Below are 15,596 nucleotides of genomic sequence, written 5' to 3'. Positions count from 1 at the left end.
CTTAGGCGCTCGCGCCCTTGGCGGCAACCAGTTCGTCGATCCGGGCGCACAGATTCTTCAGCACGAAGTATTGTTCCGTGGTCGCCTTGCCGTCGTTGACCTCCTGGGTCCACTTTTCCAGCGGCAGCTTGATGCCGAACTGCTTGTCGATCGCGAAGGCGATATCGAGGAAATCGAGGCTGTCGATGCCGAGGTCATCGATGGCATGGCTATCCGGCGTGATCGTGTCGCGCGGGATGTCGCAGGTTTCAGCGATGATCGTGGCGACCTGATCGAATGTGGAAGACATCACTAAGCCTTTGATATATTGCGGATATTTGTCAGATGTTCCAGAGTGGCGCGGTGGCTGGGCGTCGCGCCCCTATGACGCCCACAAACCCCCCTCTGGCCGGGTCGAAAGCCCGTATATCGGAGCGCCGCCCTGAGTTCAATGGAGCCGGGCCGCTGTGGGGGACAGCAGGCACAGGGCTGGGGATGGCGGCCAAGGCCGATCCCGCCGGGGTATCGGCGGCGGGCCAGGCCTAGATCTGCGGCGTGACGATCCTGGCGCAGTCCCGGCGCCCCATCAGCACGCAATCCTGGGTCCGCCGGAGGTCGGCGATGCTCACCGCGAGCCAGATTCCGACCGCCGTCAGCGCGATGGTGAAGGCGAGGGCGGCGATGTTGGCGAGCATGCGATGGCGAAAATGGTCGGGCTCGGCGCGGGGCTGCTCGTAGCGCGACAGGTCGAGCGGCTCGGGTGTGACCCGCAGAGGCTGCACGGTGCCGCTGCCCCGGTGAACGGCCGGGGACGGCGAGGAGCGCGGCCTGAACTGGAGCACCCGATGCTCCTCATCAGAGCTTATGGGCCGCTGGGTTTTCATGGTGTGAGGATCACTCCGAAGCAGCGATTTTTAGATAGCACACGTGGTCAAAGGGTTGCAGAAAATCTTCTCAACGCACACGAGCGTTGCGCCATTGCACTATCTTTCATGGCGGCACGGCGCCGGCCGTCATGCCGGCGTCAGGATGATCAGGGAGTTGCGTTGCAGCAAGCGTCACGACGCGCGCATTGCGCCGGCCGCGAACATCGTCTTGTGATCTCGACATCCGCACTGAGCGCATTTTGCCGCCGCACAGCCCATGGTAATCAGGGGAACCGGACCCGCCGGCTGCATCCATGCAAGGGGCTTTCGATCATGACCACGACCAACGCGCGCGAACCGAGAGTGCATCCGGTGCCGATCCTGTCGCTCCGGCCGACGCAGATGACGGTCGGCATGCGCGAGGTCAAGGCGAAGCGCAAGCGCTGGCGCGAGCACGGCAGGAAGAAGCAATCCGATCTGCTCGGCACCCACATGATCCCCGTCGTGCACGGACCCGACGATCGCTATTACGTCATCGACCATCATCATCTCGGCCGCGCCCTGCACGACGAGGGCATCAAGGAGGTGCTGGTGACCGTGGTCGGCGACCTCAGGATGGTCGAGCGCGAGGCGTTCTGGGGCGTGATGGACAACAAGCGCTGGGTCTACCCTTACGACGCCAAGGGCGAGCGGCGGCCGTTCCGCGACCTGCCGAAATCGGTTGCCGATCTCAGGGACGATCCCTTCCGCAGCCTTGCCGGCGAGCTCCGCCGCATGGGCGGCTTCGCCAAGGACACCACGCCGTTCTCGGAATTCCTGTGGGCGGACTTCCTGCGCCGGAAGCTGTCGCGCAAGGCGGTGGACAGCGATTTCGACAAGGCGCTGGAGAGGGCCATGTCCGCGGCCAAAAGCAAGGATGCCGTCTATCTGCCCGGCTGGTGCGGGCCGGCGGACGATGATTAGGCGCAGACGGTCACGTCAATCGCGCTGGTAGATCTTGGCGCCGGGGTAGGCGCGGCGGGCGTAATTCACGACCAGCGCGCGGTCCTGCGTCGCCAGGAAGGGCGTTCGGATCCGGTACGATCCGACGATGAGGTGCCATAGTCCGTTGAGTTTCTGAATGACGACGTCCATGTGAGTGTTCCTCGACTCCTTTACTGCCGTTCGTCGCGGCAGCCTTGCGATTGAGGATCGCGATCGCGTGCGCAAAATTCCCGGTTCGGCACGCGCCCGCGGCAAGACAGCGGCGATATCTGTTAGTTGGTGATGGCATGCGGTCTCGCGAGCCGAAGCTCATCACAGCCGCTTGAGCGAAATCATTTTCTGCGCCGACGAAACCGTCCTGAAACAGAGACGTCCCAATTGTGTGGCTATCGAGCCTACACAGGAGGCAGAAATGCGCCGTATGGTTTTCGCAATTGCCGTGCTCGCCGTCGCCTCAGCAGGAATCTCGGCGTCGTTCGCCGCGGTTCACCACGCCAAGACGCTGACATTCGCCGAGCGCTTCGCTCCGGCGCTCGATCTGATGGCGAAGCAGTAGCGGCAGGACGTTTCGCGGCCGCAAGCCGCGCGGATCACTCGGGCTGCAAGATCATTTGGAATCGTGCGGGCCGGGCGAGGAGAGAACGCGCTCCATCTCGGCGGCGGCTTCGCCGTCGCGCACCTTCTGCAGCATCGCGTGACGCTCGGCGCCCGGCGGCAACTTCCTGGCGGCGGCACGGGCGTCCCTCGTAAACTTGTCGAGGCGCTCCTGGAGCGACAGGGCCGGACGCGTGCGGTTACGCTTCTTGGTCATGAATTGCCCTTTCAGGCGCCAAGACAACCATGTGCCGGCAAGCGGCGTCCTTAACTTTTGTTGGAACCGGGCGAGCGGATCGCGGGTTTCATTGCGACGGCGGTGCGCCGTGCGGTTCGAGAACAAGCAGTAAGGAGCTTTCCAGTGCCCAGCGACGCGATCCGCGCGGCGCTCGTCAAACGGCTGCGCATTTCCTCGGGAATCACGGATGACGACGTCAAGGAGATCGAAGCGCTCCCGATCGTGGTGCGGCAATTCCCCGCCGAGACGCCGGTGGTGCGCGACGGCGAGCGGGCGACCGATTGCTGCCTGATCGCCGACGGTTTCTGCGTGCGCTCCAAGACGATCGCGAGCGGCAAGCGTCAGATCCTCTCCATCCACATTCCCGGCGAGATTCCGGACCTGATGAGCCTGTTCCTGCATGTGATGGATCACGAGCTGTCGACGCTGACGCCGTCGACGCTCGGCTTCATCAGCCACGAGACGTTGCAGAAGCTGCATCGGCGCAGTCCTGGTATCGCCGAGATGTTCTGGCGGGACACGCTGATCGACGCGGCGATGTTTCGCGAATGGATCGTCAACGTCGGCCAGCGTCCGGCGCCGGCGCGTCTGGCCCATGTCATGGTCGAGCTGCGCGAGCGGCTCAAGCTGATCGGGCGTGCTGAAGGGAACAGCTTCGACATGCCGCTGACCCAGGAACAGATCGGCGAGGCGCTGGGGATTACCGCGGTGCACGCTAACCGCGTCATCAGGCAATTGCGGCAGGAAGGCATCGTCGAGCTGCAGCGCGGCCGGGTCACGGTGCTCGACGAGCGGAAACTTTTGGAACTGGCGGATTTCGACGGCCGTTACCTGCATCAGTCGCCAATGCTTTGAGGGCGCCCGATGCCGCGATTCCATTTCGACGTCCACGAGAACGGCCGGGTGATTCCCGACGAAAACGGCCAGGATCTCGCGAACGAGAGCGAGGCGCGCAAGGAGGCGGTCATGACCGGCGCCTCCATCGCCCGTGATGCCTTTGTCGCGGGCAGCGCGCAGCGCGTCGTCATCGACGTCAGCGAGGATGGCGCGCCGTTCCTGAAAGTGTCGATCACGCTCGAGGTCGAAAAAGCCTAGGCGGCTTGCCCGATCCCATCTGCGGCGGCGCGTGTGCGGTGGCCGGCTCGAACCTGCGGCAGAGCGGCGCAGACGGGCCTTGACGTATCGCAAATGGACGCGGGCGGCGACCGCTAGGGTCTGCACGCATGACTGCTGACCGGCGCTGCGCTCCCGCGCAGGCAAATGGGCTTCCGGATCATGCCGATTTGGAGACCCCCATGAGCCTGATCCTTCGCATCCTGTTCGTTCTCGCCGGAGCCATCACCGCGCTGTTCGTCGCGCGCGATGCGCTCAACTTCACCGTCATCCAGACCTTCGTCGCCATCCTGCTGGTGACCGCCGTCCTGCTCGCCGGAAGCCTCTGGAGCCTGCGGCGCAAGACGTGAGCGGCGCGGCGAAAACGAAGCCGGCCGGACTGAGCGAGGCCGACGCGAAAGCGCGGTTGGCCGAGGACGGCGCCAACGAGCTGCCCCGGCCCGAACGGCGCAGCCCGCTGCGCATCGCGTTCGAGGTGCTGCGCGAGCCGATGCTCCTGCTGCTGCTTGGCGGCGGGCTGATCTACCTCGTGCTCGGCGATCTCAAGGAGGCGCTGATCCTCCTGGCCTTCGGGGCGATGTCCATCGTGATCACGGTGGTGCAGGAGACCCGCACCGAACGCGTGCTGGAAGCCTTGCGCGACCTGACCAGCCCGCGTGCGCTGGTGGTGCGGGACGGCGCGCGCCGTAGAATTCCGGGCCGCGAGGTCGTGCGCGGCGATCTCCTCGTGCTGGGCGAGGGCGACCGCGTTCCCGCCGACGCCGCGCTCGTCGATGCGCGCGATCTGCAAATCGACGAATCCCTGTTGACCGGCGAGTCCGTGCCGGTCCGCAAGCAGGCCGCCGACGGGATTGCCGCGGCCGATCACCGGCCCGGCGGCGAGGACCAGCCCTTCGTCTATTCCGGCTCGCTCGTCGTGCGCGGCGAGGGGCTGGCGCTGGTCGAAGCCACCGGTCCGCGCAGCGAGATCGGGAAGATCGGGCTGTCGCTGCGTGGCTTGCAGGCCGAGCCGCCCCGGCTGCAGCAGCAGACAGCCAGGCTGGTGCGGCTGTGCTTCCTCGGCGGCGCCGTGGTCAGCCTTGCCGCCGTCGCGCTGTATGGCCTCTCGCGCGGAGATTGGCTGCAGGCGCTGCTCGCGGGCGTCGCCATCGGCATGTCGATGCTCCCTGAAGAATTCGGCGTCGTGCTCACCGTCTTCATGGCGATGGGGGCGTGGCGGATTTCGCAGGCGCGCGTCTTGACGCGGCGCGCCGCCGCCATCGAGGTTCTCGGCTCGGCGACCGTGCTGTGCACCGACAAGACCGGAACGCTGACGCAGAACCAGATGTCCGTCGCGGAATTACGCCTGCTCGACGGGGCGCGCCTGCGTTCGACCGGACAGCGTGCCGGGCCCGAATTTAGCGAGCTGGCGCGCTGCGGCGCTCTGGCGAGTTCGCCGGAACCATTCGACCCGATGGAGAAGGCGCTGCATCTGTTTGCGCGTGAGACCTTGGGCGACGGCAACACGTTGGACGGCGAGCGGTCACTCGTCCGCACCTACGGTTTGCGTCCCGACCTGCTGGCCATGACGCAGGTCTGGCGGATGGCCGGCCAGGCGGATCTCGTCGCCTGCGCCAAGGGCGCCCCCGAGGCCGTCGCGCGCCTGTGCAGGCTGAACGATGCCGATCAGCAGCTGGTGCGGGATGCCGCCGGCGCGATGGCGAAGGACGGACTTCGCGTATTGGGCGTCGCGACTGCCATCTGCGATGATAATTCGCTCCCGCAGTCACAACAGGGGTTCGCGTTTCGCCTTGTCGGCCTCGTCGGGCTTGCCGATCCGCTGCGGCCCCATGTCCCGGAGGCGGTTCGCGAATGCCGCGCGGCCGGGATTCGCGTCGTCATGATCACCGGCGACTATCCGGCAACGGCGGTTGCGATTGCGAGCCAGGCTGGGCTCGACGTGCAGGACGTCATGACCGGCGATCAGGTCAGGCTGGCGGACGATGCGGCGCTCGCGGCACGTGCCCGGCATGTGAACGTGTTCGCACGCGTCCTGCCGGAACAGAAGCTGCGCATCGTCCAGGCGATGAAGGCCGACGGTGAAATCGTCGCGATGACCGGCGACGGCGTCAACGATGCGCCTTCGCTCAAGGCCGCGCACATCGGCATTGCGATGGGAGGGCGTGGCACCGACGTCGCGCGCGAGGCATCGTCGATCGTGCTGCTCGACGACGATTTCGGCTCGATCGTGGCGGCCATTCGCCTCGGGCGCCGCATCTATGACAATCTGCGGAAAGCGATGGCCTTCATCTTCGCCGTTCATGTCCCGATCGCGGGGCTTGCGCTATTGCCGCTGGTGTTCGGGCTGCCGCTGATCTTCAGCCCGGTGCACATCGCGTTTCTCGAGCTGATCATCGATCCCGTGTGCTCGCTGGTGTTCGAGGCGGAGCGGGAGGAGCGCGACGCGATGAAGCGTCCGACGCGGCGCGCTGATGCCGAACTGTTCTCGTTCGCTCTCGTCGGCTGGAGCGTTCTCCAGGGTGCGCTCACATTTGCGCTAACCGCGGCCATATTCGTGGGCGCGCTTCGCTCCGGCCTTGCCGCCGACGAGGCGAGGGCGCTCACCTTCGTGAGCCTTGTGATCTGCTTCGTCGCGCTGGTTCTGGTCAACCGGTCCTTCAGCACCTCGTTCGCATCGGCCTTCTTCCGACCGAACCCCGCTTTGGCCTGGATCTTCGCGGTGGTCGCCGCCGTGCTCGCCACCACGTTGCTCTGGCCGCCGGCGTCCAGCCTGTTCCGCTTTGGTCCGCTGCATGCCGATGATCTCTTGGTCACGCTCGGCGCGGGGCTGCTGGTGCTGATCGTGCTCGAAGCGCTGAAGCCGCTGTGGGCGCGGCGGCTCCGGTTCTAGCTCACTCCGGAGGGCCGCGCTGCGGCGGCGCCTCGGCTCCGTTCGTCCCGTGCCTGCCACCGAGCATCCGGTGCAGCGAGTGCTCGGTGCGGTTGCCGACGGTGAGGATCAGGAAGGCCAGTGTCAGCGCCGTCCCGACGATTGGCCACTGGCCGACGCCGCAGGCGATGCCGAGGCAGGCGGCCAGGAAGGTGCAGGCGGCGCTGGTCAGGCCGCGGACGCGAAACCTGTCGCTCTCGTGGACGATGACGCCGGCACCGAGGAAGCCGATGCCGGTGAGGATGCCCTGGATGACGCGGCTCGTCGCATCGGTGATCTTGCCGGCCTCGGCGAACTGCACGGCCAGCAGAACGACGGTCGCGGTCGAGAGCCCGACGATGCCGAGCGTCTTCAGCCCGATCGGCTTGCCGTGCAGGTCACGATTGAGGCCGATGGCGCAGCCGGCGAGCGTGGCGACGCCGAGGCGCAGAATGATCTCGGGCCAGTCCAGCGCGGTCATCGCTCGTCAGTCACCGTCTCGTTCATTTCTTCGGCAGGCGTCCCATCAGATAGAATTCCTCGTTCGGTCGCATCCCCGTGAAGTTCGCGAGACGGTTCGACAGGGCGAAGAAGGCGGAGATGGCGGCGATGTCCCAGATGTCGTCGTCGCTGAAGCCGTGGGGCTGGAGCGCGGCGAAATCCTCTTCCGAGACGCGCTGCGCGTCGGCCGAGACCTTCATCGCGAAGTCGAGCATCGCCTTCTGGCGCGGCGTGATGTCGGCCTTGCGGTAGTTCACGGCGATCTGGTCGGCGATCAGCGGGTTCTTGGCGCGGATGCGCAGGATCGCGCCATGCGCGATCACGCAATACTGGCACTGGTTGGCGGCCGAGGTTGCCACCACGATCATCTCGCGCTCGGCCTTGGTCAGGCCGCCGTCCTTCTCCATCAGCGCGTCGTGATAGGCGAAGAAGGCACGGAATTCGTCCGAGCGGTAGGCCAGCGTGAGGAACACGTTGGGCACGAAGCCGCTCTTCTCCTGCACGCCGAGAAGGCGGGTGCGGATGTCGTCGGGGAGCGAATCGAGGGCGGGAGCGGGGAAGCGTTGCGCGGCGGTTTTTGTCATGTGCATGGGTTCCGGCTTTCAGGCCGGCAACCATAGTCGATGCGGGCGAGACGCTCCAGAGGCGTCATAACGTGCCGTGCCCCGGACGCTGCGCAGCGCTTCCGGCGATGCCAAGCATCGTCCGGTGCGGTGCGCTGCTGAGCCGGGGCCCATGTTTCCGAGGGGGCGGTATGTGCGGCGTGGGTCCCGGCTCTGCGCAGCAGCGCTATGCGCTGCAGCGCGTCCGGGACACGAGAGCCGTGCTACCGCAGCGGCTTCTTCAGCAGCGAGAAGCGGTCGGGATCGAGGCCCATCGACGGCTGCAGCATCGGGGCTTCGAGGCTGGACATCGTCTTGGCGGCGGGTGCCGCGAACACCGGGTCGTTCGGTACGTCGCGCTGCGAGGTGGCGCCGCGCCAGCGCTCGAGCACCGCGCCGACGAAATGCATGTCGTGGCCGGAGGTCAGGGACGGAACGCTGCTGATGGTGGCTTCGCCGCGCGGCAATTGGTGCGGCGGCACCTCCTTGAAGCGCAGACGCGTCGGCAGCGCGACGCCTTCGCCGAACGCCAGCACCTCACGGGTGCCGAGCGAGGGCACGAAGGACAGCAGGTTCGCGGCCGCATCCGACACCGCGGCGCGCAACAGCGCCTGGTCGCGGTCGTTGGCAAGACGCATCGTGAACAGCGTGTTGCACTGGGAGATGATGGTGGCGTCGAGCTCCGCGGGGCGCTGCGTGATGAGGCCGAGATAGACGCCGTATTTGCGGCCTTCCTTGGCGATGCGCGACACCGCCTTGCGGGTCGGGCCGAAGCCGACATTGCGGTCGGCGGAGGCGTAACGGTGCGCTTCCTCGCAGACGAACAGCATCGGGGAGACGCCGTCGCTCCACAGGCCGAAATCGAACGCCATGCGGCAAAGAACAGATACGACGGAATCGATGACCTCGGCCGGGAAGCCGGCGAGCTGCATCACCGTCATCGGCTTGCCGTTGGCGGGCAGGCGGAACAGATGGCTGATGACCTCGGCCATGGTGTCGCCGCCGACATTGGCGTTGTCGAACATGAAGGCGTAGCGCGGATCGTTGCGCACGGCGTCGATGCGCGAGATCAGCTTGTGGTAGATGATGCGCGAGGAGCGGTTTTCCAGCTTGCCCATGCGCTCGTCGATCAGCGAGATCAGGTCGACCAGGCGGTACGGCACCGGCGTGTCGACGGTGAAGCCGATCTGCTTGGGATCGATGCGCTTCAGGCCGAGGCGATCGGAGTTCTGATACTGGGTGTAGATGCCCTTGGCGAGCGGGATCACTTCCGCGAGGACGTCGAGCTCCTCGGGCACGCCGGCGCGGCCGCCGAACAGCACGTCGACGATTTCCTCGAAGTTGAACAGCCAGAACGGCAGCTTCAGGTTCCGCGGGTTCAGCACCAGCGCGCGGTCGCCGAAGCAGCGGCCATATTCGTTGTGGACGTCGAGCAGGAAGATGCGCAGGTTCGGCCGCGCCTTCAGGATTTCGTTGAGCAGCAGCGACACGCCGGTCGATTTGCCGACGCCGGTCGAGCCCAGCACGGCGAAATGCTTCGACAGCATTTCCTCGACGTCGACATAGGCGACGACGGAGCGGTCCTGCTGGAGGAAGCCGACATTGATCTGGTCCGACCCGGTCGGCGCGTAGATCGTGCGCAGCTCCTGGCTGGTGATCAGCTCGACCGTGTCGCCGATCGTCGGATAGTTGGTGACGCCGCGCTGGAATTTGGCCTTGTCGGCGGCGTTGAGGATCTCGCCGAGCAGGTCGACCGAGGCGATGGCGACGTAGTTGTCCGTGCCCGCGAGGTTCTCGCAGGAGACCTCGGTGATCATCGCAACGATGACCGAGCTGGCGCAGCGAATGCTGACGAAACGGCCGACGGTGGCCCGAACTTCCGAGATCGACAGCTGGCTGGCGGCCAGAAGCCCGACCCGGGCGAGCGATCCGCGAACCGAAATCACGCGTCCAAAGGATGTCACGATAAATGAACCCGGCAAGAGCGAGGAATTTGTTCCACCCTATGCGGCGGTCGCTGCACAAACGGTTAAACGCCGGACGCGCCTGCTCCGTTAAATCCGCGGTAATTCGGTCCGGAGCCTTGTCGACAATGTATACTTTTGGAGGGAATCGGCCGGGAAATGCTGCATTTCAAGGCTGGTTGGGGCGAGACGGCTTAAGGAAGATTTTACCATTCGGGCAGGCCGCCATCCGTCCGCAACAGTGCCCTCGGTCCGACCGCACGTCACAAGAAGTCACAGATGGTGGTTGATTTGTTGACGGGACCTAATCATTTGTACATTAGTACAAATGAAATCGCCGGCCGCGCGGAGGCGCGCGGCGTTGCCCTGCGTCTCGGCCGCGCCGTCAGGCGGAACGCGGCCACGCCCTGGAGGACATCATGCAGCCCGAACCGATCCTCGATCTCGCCCATCTCGGCCATATGGAACTGCTGACGCCGAAGCCCGACGAGAGCCTGAAGTTCTTCGTCGACGTGATGGGCATGACCGTCAGCGGGCAAAAGGGCGAGTCGGTCTATTTGCGCGGCTGGGACGATTACGAGCGCTATTCGCTGAAGCTCACGGCGTCGAAGACTTCAGGCATGGAGCACATGGCGCTGCGCGCGCGCAGCCAGCAGGCGCTGGAGCGACGTGTTGCCGCGTTGAAGGGCTCCGGCTTCGACATCGGCTGGATCGACGGCGACATGGGGCAGGGGCCGACCTTCCGCTGCCGCGATCCCGACGGCCACATCGTCGAGCTCTATTACGAGACCGAATGGTATCAGGCGCCGCCGGAGCTGAAGCCGGCGCTGAAGAACCAGGCGCAGCGCTTTCCCGCGCGCGGCGTCAACGTCCGCCGGCTCGATCATCTCAACTGCCTCGCCGTCGACATCAAGGCCAACCGCGAGTTCTTCGAGAATTATCTCGGCTGCCGGCTCACCGAGCAGATCGTGCTCAACGACGGCCGGGAAGCGGCGATGTGGCTGACCATGTCGAACAAGAGCTACGACTTCGCCTATTCGCTCGACCATTCCGGCACGCCCGGCCGCTTCCATCACGTCACCTACGCGCTCGACAGCCGCGAGGAGATCCTTCGCGCCGCCGACATCTTCCTGGAGAACGGGGTGCACATCGAGACCGGCCCGCACAAGCACGCGATCCAGCAGACTTTCTTCCTCTATGTCTACGAGCCCGGCGGCAACCGCGTCGAGGTCGCCAATGCCGGCGCCCGGCTCATCCTCGCGCCGGACTGGAAGCCGATCGTGTGGACCGAGGAAGAGCGCAAGAAGGGCCAGGCCTGGGGCCTCAAGACGATCGAGTCCTTCCACACCCACGGCACGCCGCCGGTGGAGGCGAAGAAGCACGGGTGAGCAGCAGCACCGCTCTCCCCGTTCCCCTTGTGGCGGAGGTCTGAGCAAGCGCCTCGTCCTTCGAGACGACCGCGGAGCCTGTCGTCGGGCCGCGCTTTGCGCGGACCCGGTGGCGGTCTCCTCAGGATGAGGCTAAGAGGCAGCTTTGCCTGTCGAAGTGCTGCCACGCATTCCGTCCTCATCCTGAGGGCCCGCCGTAGGCGGGCGTCTCGAAGGATGGCGGCAGGCGAACTTCCAGCCAAGCCTTCGCTCGTATTGCCTCAGTGCGCCGATGATCGCACCCGCGCGATCGTCTCGCGGATGCCGGTCCAGGCCGGCTTGTCCGGCGCGAACTGCTGGCGCAGGAAGGAGACGAGCTCTTCGACCTGCGCGTCGCTCATGCTGTTCCGGAACGCGGGCATGTAGCCGAGGTCGCTCGACACCGGCTCGGTGATGCCGTGCAAGATCACCTGCACGAGATTGTCCGACGTCGCGCTGTGCAGATTGCTGTTGAGCGCGAGCGAGGGCCGGCTGCCGAACAGCGGCAGGCCGCCGACCTCGTGGCAGACCGCGCAGGCGCCCTGATAGAGCCGCGCCCCGGTGGAGGAGGCGACGGAGACTTGCGTCGCGCTTTCCAGCTTCGCGGCGAGCGCAGCCTGTGCCTGAGCATCGGGCGAGGTGTCGTTGAATGAATTGAGATAGACCGCCATTGCGCGGATGTCCTGGTCGGGCAGGGCCTTGAGATCCCTGACGACAGGTGCCATCGGGCCGGCGGCGACGCCGTGATAGCGCGAATGGCCTGTGCGCAAGTACGCGAACAGCTCGTCCTCGTTCCAGGGGATCGGCGCATGCGAGAGCGAGCTTAGCGGCGGCGCCTCCCAACCCTCGGCAAAACCGCCGGCGAGATAGGCATTGCGCTGCTCGGCGCCGAGCGCATTGCGTGGCGAGTGGCAGCCGCTGCAATGGCCGAGGCTCTCGACCAGATAGGCGCCGCGATTCCACGCCTCGGATCTGGCGGGATCGGGCTTGAACTCTTTCGTCTGGTGGAACAGCGCATTCCAGCCGGCCAGCAGCGGGCGGAGATTGAACGGGAAGGCGAGCGTGTTGGCGGGCGCCGTGGCGCGCACGGCAGGCTGGGCCATCAGGTAGGCGTAGAGCGCCTGCATGTCGGCATCATCAGTCTTCGAGAAATGCGTATAGGGGAAGGCCGGATAGAGCTGGCGGCCGTCGCGATGCAGGCCATCGCGCATCGCGCGTTCGAAGGCGGGATAGGACCAGGCGCCAATACCGGTGTCGACGTCGGGCGTGATGTTGGTGGTGTAGATCGTGCCGAACGGCGTCTCAAGCGCACGGCCGCCGGCATTGAGCACGCCGCCGATGCTGGTGTGGCACTCCGCGCAATTGCCGAGCGCGGCAAGCTGCTCGCCACGGGCAATCGTCGCCGCCGAGTAGACCGACGCATCAGGCCGCGCGATCGGCGCGATGGCGCGTCCCGGCAGCAATGCGGCGCCGATCCCGATCGCGGCGGTGCAGAAGGCTGCGATTGTCGCAAAGACGCCGGCGCGTTTGGCGAACGGATTTTCCCAGATGCGGGACGGCGACGCTGCGGCGGGCGCGGGCAGGGCTTGCGGCACCGGCGATGCTTCACCGTGCAGCCCCCTCAGGATGCGTTCCGGCGTGAACGGCGGCTCGCGAAAACGCACGCCGGTGGCATCGAAGATCGCGTTCGCGATCGCCGCCGCGCTCGGCACCGAGGCGGACTCGCCGACGCCGAGCGGCGGCTGGTCCGGCCGCGGCAGCATCAGCACGTCGATCTTGGGCACGTCGGGAAAGGGGATGATCGGATAGGCGCCCCATTCGCGCGCGGCCACCGTGCCGCGCTCGAACGAGACCTCTTCCATCAGCGCGCGGCTGGTGGACTGGATGACGTTGCCGTGGATCTGGTGGCGCACGCCGTCCGGATTGATCATCAGCCCGGAATCCTGCCCGGCGACGACGCGTGTGACGCTGACATCGCCGGTCGCCTTGTTCACGGCGACGTCGGCGATCCAGGCCGACCACGCCGCGCCATAGCCGGGAAACTTGCTGTGGACATAGAGCGCGTAGGCAAAGCCGCGCCCGTGCACGACATCGCCGTCCTTCTCCTCGCGGACCGGGCGCGGCGTCCAACCGGCGCGTTCGGCCACCGCATTGACGAGGTCGACGGCGCGCTGATCCTTCAGATAGCGCAGGCGGTATTCGATGGGATCGATACCTGCCTCGGTGGCGGCCTCGTCGATATAGGATTCATGCGCAAAGGTGTTCGGCAGCGCCGAGACGCCGCGGAACCAGGAGGCGCGCACGATCGGCGGCATGTCGTGGGCGACGACGCGCATGTTGTCGTAGTCGTAAGGAGGGATCGCGGTGCGATCGCCCATCTGCAGCACGGTAGGCTCGGGCGCGATGCGACCGGTCAGCAACAGCGCCAGCGTCGGTGCGGCATTGGAGGGATAGCGCGTTGCGAGATCATAAGCAGCAATGCCGCCTGCGGCGTCGAGGCCGCCGTTGACGTCGATCAGCTGCGCGGTGCCCTTGGGCTCCCAGGCGTGCTCTTGCTCGCGGGTCAACTGTACGCGTACGGGCCGGCCGACCGCGCGCGAGAGCAGCAGCGCGTCCGCGCTGACGTCGTCGGCGCAGTTGCGGCCGTAGCAGCCGGCGGCCTCGAGGCGGATGACGTCGATCTCGCTCTCGGGACGCTCGACCAGGAGGGCAAGGTCGCTGCGCAGCACGTGCGGATTCTGCGTGCCCGACCAGACCCGGATGTTGCCATCCCTAAAATCCGCGACCGCACAGGACGGGCCGATCGAGCCGTGCATCTGGTACGGCCACACATAAGTGCGCTGCATCGGCTTGGCCGCGCCCGATATCGCCGCGTCGACATCGCCCTTGTCGATCAGCGTGCGCGGCGTCGACGGATTGGCGCGCAGCGCGGTCTCGACGTCGGCGAGGTCGGTGAGGGTGGGCGTCGGCTTCCAGCTCACCTTGAGCTGCTCCGCCGCGCGGATCGCACTTTCCTCGCGCTCGGCGACCACGCCGACGAAATCACCGAGGCGCACCACGGCTATGATGCCTGGAATGTCGCGCACCGAGGATTCGTCGACGGCGATGAGGCTGGTGCCGACGAACGGGCCGGCATCGACGCCGGCATAGGGCGGCCGCACCACGCGGCCGTGCAGCATGTCGGGCACGCGGATATCGTGCACGAAGGTCAGTTCGCCCGTGGCCTTGGCCGGCAGGTCGACGCGCGGCGTCGACTGGCCGACGATGGTGTAGTCGCCGACGGGCTTGACCGCGACATCGTCGGCAAGCTCGAGCCGTATCTCCTCGCCGCCGATCAACTCGCCATAGCTGACGCTGCGGTTGTCGTGTCCGCGCACGAGGCCGTCCTCGACCTTGAGGTCGGTCGCGGGAAGCTCCAGCCGCTCGGCTGCGCGCGCGATCAGGAACTGCCGCGCTTGCGCGGCGGCCTTGCGCAGGGGAACGGCGGTGATCTGGATCGTCTCGCTCGCGATCGTCGCGCCCTGGTTCGGCACCACGGCGGTGTCGCCGAGCACGACGACGACGCGCGCAAAGGAGACGTCGAGCTCTTCGGCGACGATCTGGCCGAGCGCGGTGCGGATGCCGGTGCCGAGATCGACATGGCCGTTATAGGCCATGACCGAGCCGTCCGCGGTGATGCGGACGAACGTTTCGGACGTGACCTCGTCCACGCTGCGGGCGACGACGAGCCAGCCCGATGGGTGCTCAGCTCCGTTCGAAACAGGGGAGGCCATCAATCTGCGGCCTCGGTGAGCTGGCCGGAGGCGCGCATCACGGCGCGCAGGATCTCGACATGGGTGCCGCAGCGGCAAAGGTTGTAGCGCAGCGCGGCGAGCGCTTCGGGCTCGGTCGGGCGCGGGTTGATCGCAAGCAGCGCCTTGGTGGTCATGATCATGCCGTTGAGGCAATAGCCGCATTGCGCGGCCTGCTCGTCGATGAAGGCCTGCTGCACCACGTCAGGCTTGTCGCGGGTGCCGAGCCCTTCGAGCGTCACGATGTCGCGCCCGGCGCAGCCGCCGACCGGAATCACGCAGGAGCGCGCTGCCGCGCCGTCGATCAGGACAGTGCAGGTGCCGCATTCGCCGAGCCCGCAGCCGTATTTGGGGCCGTTGAGCGCGAGATCGTTGCGCAGCACGTAGAGCAGCGGCGTATCGCGTGCCGCGGTGATCTCGTGGATCCTGCCGTTCACGGTGAGGCGGATCGGTGTTGGCGTCATCCCTGTTCCCAAGCCCCTGCTTTCAAGCTCTGGACTATGCAGTCGCAAAATCTCGGTCGCGACGATACCGTTTGTACACAAACGTGCAAGCCGTGCATGCCGCACTGCAGCGCGTCTGCCTTCTTTGTGGACAGGTCCGATAGGCAAATGAGGATTTGTGCGGCAGCGGCTTCTTTTGCGCTGCAC

Annotated in this window: 16 protein-coding genes; 7 read left to right on the top strand and 9 right to left on the bottom strand. The window is 66.2% G+C overall.

Features of this window, described 5'->3' with window-relative positions:
- Nucleotide 1: 1 nt before the first annotated feature.
- Together A7X65_RS11155 and A7X65_RS11150 are read right to left on the bottom strand one after the other, a co-directional pair.
- The gene (locus A7X65_RS11155) at nucleotides 2-289 is read right to left on the bottom strand and encodes an acyl carrier protein (protein WP_007592476.1); all 288 of its coding nucleotides are present in this window, start codon (nucleotides 287-289) and stop codon (nucleotides 2-4) included.
- 232 nt (nucleotides 290-521) lie between these two features.
- Entirely contained in the window at nucleotides 522-863 is a 342-nt protein-coding gene (locus tag A7X65_RS11150; RefSeq protein WP_063684583.1) for a hypothetical protein, read from the bottom strand.
- A gap of 315 nt (nucleotides 864-1,178) precedes the next feature.
- On the opposite strand from A7X65_RS11150, the gene A7X65_RS11145 reads away from it, so the two are divergent.
- On the top strand, nucleotides 1,179-1,808 hold the full coding sequence (locus tag A7X65_RS11145) for a ParB-like protein (protein ID WP_063684582.1): 630 nt from the start codon (nucleotides 1,179-1,181) through the stop codon (nucleotides 1,806-1,808).
- Between the two features lie 15 nt (nucleotides 1,809-1,823).
- Here the strand turns inward: A7X65_RS11145 and A7X65_RS42615 are convergent, their stop codons facing one another.
- Complete coding sequence (locus A7X65_RS42615) at nucleotides 1,824-1,979, bottom strand: hypothetical protein (RefSeq protein WP_167358230.1); 156 nt, start codon at nucleotides 1,977-1,979, stop codon at nucleotides 1,824-1,826.
- A gap of 262 nt (nucleotides 1,980-2,241) precedes the next feature.
- On the opposite strand from A7X65_RS42615, the gene A7X65_RS42610 reads away from it, so the two are divergent.
- Nucleotides 2,242-2,385 (top strand): hypothetical protein, encoded by a 144-nt coding sequence (locus A7X65_RS42610; protein WP_167358229.1) that lies wholly within the window; start codon nucleotides 2,242-2,244, stop codon nucleotides 2,383-2,385.
- Between the two features lie 51 nt (nucleotides 2,386-2,436).
- Here the strand turns inward: A7X65_RS42610 and A7X65_RS11140 are convergent, their stop codons facing one another.
- The gene (locus A7X65_RS11140) at nucleotides 2,437-2,640 is read right to left on the bottom strand and encodes a hypothetical protein (RefSeq protein WP_063684581.1); all 204 of its coding nucleotides are present in this window, start codon (nucleotides 2,638-2,640) and stop codon (nucleotides 2,437-2,439) included.
- A 144-nt stretch (nucleotides 2,641-2,784) separates the two neighbouring features.
- Between A7X65_RS11140 and A7X65_RS11135 the strand changes: the two genes are divergently transcribed.
- From A7X65_RS11135 to A7X65_RS11125, 4 genes are all read left to right on the top strand, one after another.
- Nucleotides 2,785-3,516, top strand: coding sequence for a Crp/Fnr family transcriptional regulator (locus tag A7X65_RS11135; RefSeq protein ID WP_063684580.1), 732 nt, complete (start codon nucleotides 2,785-2,787; stop codon nucleotides 3,514-3,516).
- 9 nt (nucleotides 3,517-3,525) lie between these two features.
- Nucleotides 3,526-3,756 carry a DUF6894 family protein gene (locus tag A7X65_RS11130; RefSeq protein ID WP_063684579.1) on the top strand — a complete coding sequence of 77 codons (231 nt, stop codon included), beginning with the start codon at nucleotides 3,526-3,528 and terminating at the stop codon, nucleotides 3,754-3,756.
- Nucleotides 3,757-3,956: 200 nt separating this feature from the next.
- Entirely contained in the window at nucleotides 3,957-4,124 is a 168-nt protein-coding gene (locus A7X65_RS42605) for a hypothetical protein (protein ID WP_167358228.1), read from the top strand.
- Nucleotides 4,121-6,664: a cation-translocating P-type ATPase gene (locus A7X65_RS11125; RefSeq protein ID WP_063684578.1), complete on the top strand. Its 2,544-nt coding sequence runs from the start codon at nucleotides 4,121-4,123 to the stop codon at nucleotides 6,662-6,664. The genes A7X65_RS42605 and A7X65_RS11125 overlap by 4 nt, the downstream gene beginning before the upstream one ends.
- 1 nt (nucleotide 6,665) lies before the next feature.
- On the opposite strand, the gene A7X65_RS11120 is transcribed toward A7X65_RS11125, so the two are convergent.
- The 3 genes from A7X65_RS11120 to A7X65_RS11110 all read right to left on the bottom strand — a co-directional run bounded on the left by A7X65_RS11120 (nucleotide 6,666) and on the right by A7X65_RS11110 (nucleotide 9,749).
- Nucleotides 6,666-7,163, bottom strand: a complete 498-nt coding sequence (locus A7X65_RS11120) for an MgtC/SapB family protein (protein ID WP_063684577.1) — start codon at nucleotides 7,161-7,163, stop codon at nucleotides 6,666-6,668.
- 22 nt (nucleotides 7,164-7,185) lie between these two features.
- A complete protein-coding gene (locus A7X65_RS11115; protein ID WP_063684924.1) occupies nucleotides 7,186-7,767 on the bottom strand; it encodes a peroxidase-related enzyme in 582 nt (193 codons plus the stop codon).
- Between the two features lie 242 nt (nucleotides 7,768-8,009).
- The gene (locus tag A7X65_RS11110; protein WP_167358227.1) at nucleotides 8,010-9,749 is read right to left on the bottom strand and encodes an ATP-binding protein; all 1,740 of its coding nucleotides are present in this window, start codon (nucleotides 9,747-9,749) and stop codon (nucleotides 8,010-8,012) included.
- Between the two features lie 419 nt (nucleotides 9,750-10,168).
- Here A7X65_RS11110 and A7X65_RS11105 point away from each other — a divergent pair, with 419 nt between their 5' ends.
- Nucleotides 10,169-11,137, top strand: coding sequence for a catechol 2,3-dioxygenase (locus A7X65_RS11105; protein ID WP_063684575.1), 969 nt, complete (start codon nucleotides 10,169-10,171; stop codon nucleotides 11,135-11,137).
- Between the two features lie 260 nt (nucleotides 11,138-11,397).
- Here the strand turns inward: A7X65_RS11105 and A7X65_RS11100 are convergent, their stop codons facing one another.
- Together A7X65_RS11100 and A7X65_RS11095 are read right to left on the bottom strand one after the other, a co-directional pair.
- Nucleotides 11,398-14,928 (bottom strand): molybdopterin cofactor-binding domain-containing protein, encoded by a 3,531-nt coding sequence (locus tag A7X65_RS11100; protein ID WP_063684574.1) that lies wholly within the window; start codon nucleotides 14,926-14,928, stop codon nucleotides 11,398-11,400.
- Nucleotides 14,928-15,410 carry a (2Fe-2S)-binding protein gene (locus tag A7X65_RS11095; RefSeq protein ID WP_063684573.1) on the bottom strand — a complete coding sequence of 161 codons (483 nt, stop codon included), beginning with the start codon at nucleotides 15,408-15,410 and terminating at the stop codon, nucleotides 14,928-14,930. Before A7X65_RS11095 ends, A7X65_RS11100 begins: the two co-directional genes overlap by 1 nt.
- Nucleotides 15,411-15,596: the final 186 nt, after the last annotated feature.

The sequence above is a fragment of the Bradyrhizobium stylosanthis genome, assembly GCF_001641335.1.
GTDB lineage: Bacteria > Pseudomonadota > Alphaproteobacteria > Rhizobiales > Xanthobacteraceae > Bradyrhizobium > Bradyrhizobium stylosanthis.
Note: the sequence above shows the minus strand (reverse complement) of the source record. Positions and strands in the feature narration are given on the sequence as shown.

Excerpts from the sequence above, each read along its gene's own strand:
- A7X65_RS42605 (WP_167358228.1), top strand. The coding sequence starts at position 3,957 with ATGAGCCTGATCCTTCGCATCCTGTTCGTTCTCGCCGGAGCCATCACC.
- A7X65_RS11140 (WP_063684581.1), bottom strand. The coding sequence starts at position 2,640 with ATGACCAAGAAGCGTAACCGCACGCGTCCGGCCCTGTCGCTCCAGGAG.
- A7X65_RS11150 (WP_063684583.1), bottom strand. The coding sequence starts at position 863 with ATGAAAACCCAGCGGCCCATAAGCTCTGATGAGGAGCATCGGGTGCTC.
- A7X65_RS11105 (WP_063684575.1), top strand. The coding sequence starts at position 10,169 with ATGCAGCCCGAACCGATCCTCGATCTCGCCCATCTCGGCCATATGGAA.
- A7X65_RS42615 (WP_167358230.1), bottom strand. The coding sequence starts at position 1,979 with ATGGACGTCGTCATTCAGAAACTCAACGGACTATGGCACCTCATCGTC.
- A7X65_RS11145 (WP_063684582.1), top strand. The coding sequence starts at position 1,179 with ATGACCACGACCAACGCGCGCGAACCGAGAGTGCATCCGGTGCCGATC.
- A7X65_RS11130 (WP_063684579.1), top strand. The coding sequence starts at position 3,526 with ATGCCGCGATTCCATTTCGACGTCCACGAGAACGGCCGGGTGATTCCC.
- A7X65_RS11100 (WP_063684574.1), bottom strand. The coding sequence starts at position 14,928 with ATGGCCTCCCCTGTTTCGAACGGAGCTGAGCACCCATCGGGCTGGCTC.
- A7X65_RS11155 (WP_007592476.1), bottom strand. The coding sequence starts at position 289 with ATGTCTTCCACATTCGATCAGGTCGCCACGATCATCGCTGAAACCTGC.
- A7X65_RS11115 (WP_063684924.1), bottom strand. The coding sequence starts at position 7,767 with ATGACAAAAACCGCCGCGCAACGCTTCCCCGCTCCCGCCCTCGATTCG.
- A7X65_RS42610 (WP_167358229.1), top strand. The coding sequence starts at position 2,242 with ATGCGCCGTATGGTTTTCGCAATTGCCGTGCTCGCCGTCGCCTCAGCA.
- A7X65_RS11095 (WP_063684573.1), bottom strand. The coding sequence starts at position 15,410 with ATGACGCCAACACCGATCCGCCTCACCGTGAACGGCAGGATCCACGAG.
- A7X65_RS11120 (WP_063684577.1), bottom strand. The coding sequence starts at position 7,163 with ATGACCGCGCTGGACTGGCCCGAGATCATTCTGCGCCTCGGCGTCGCC.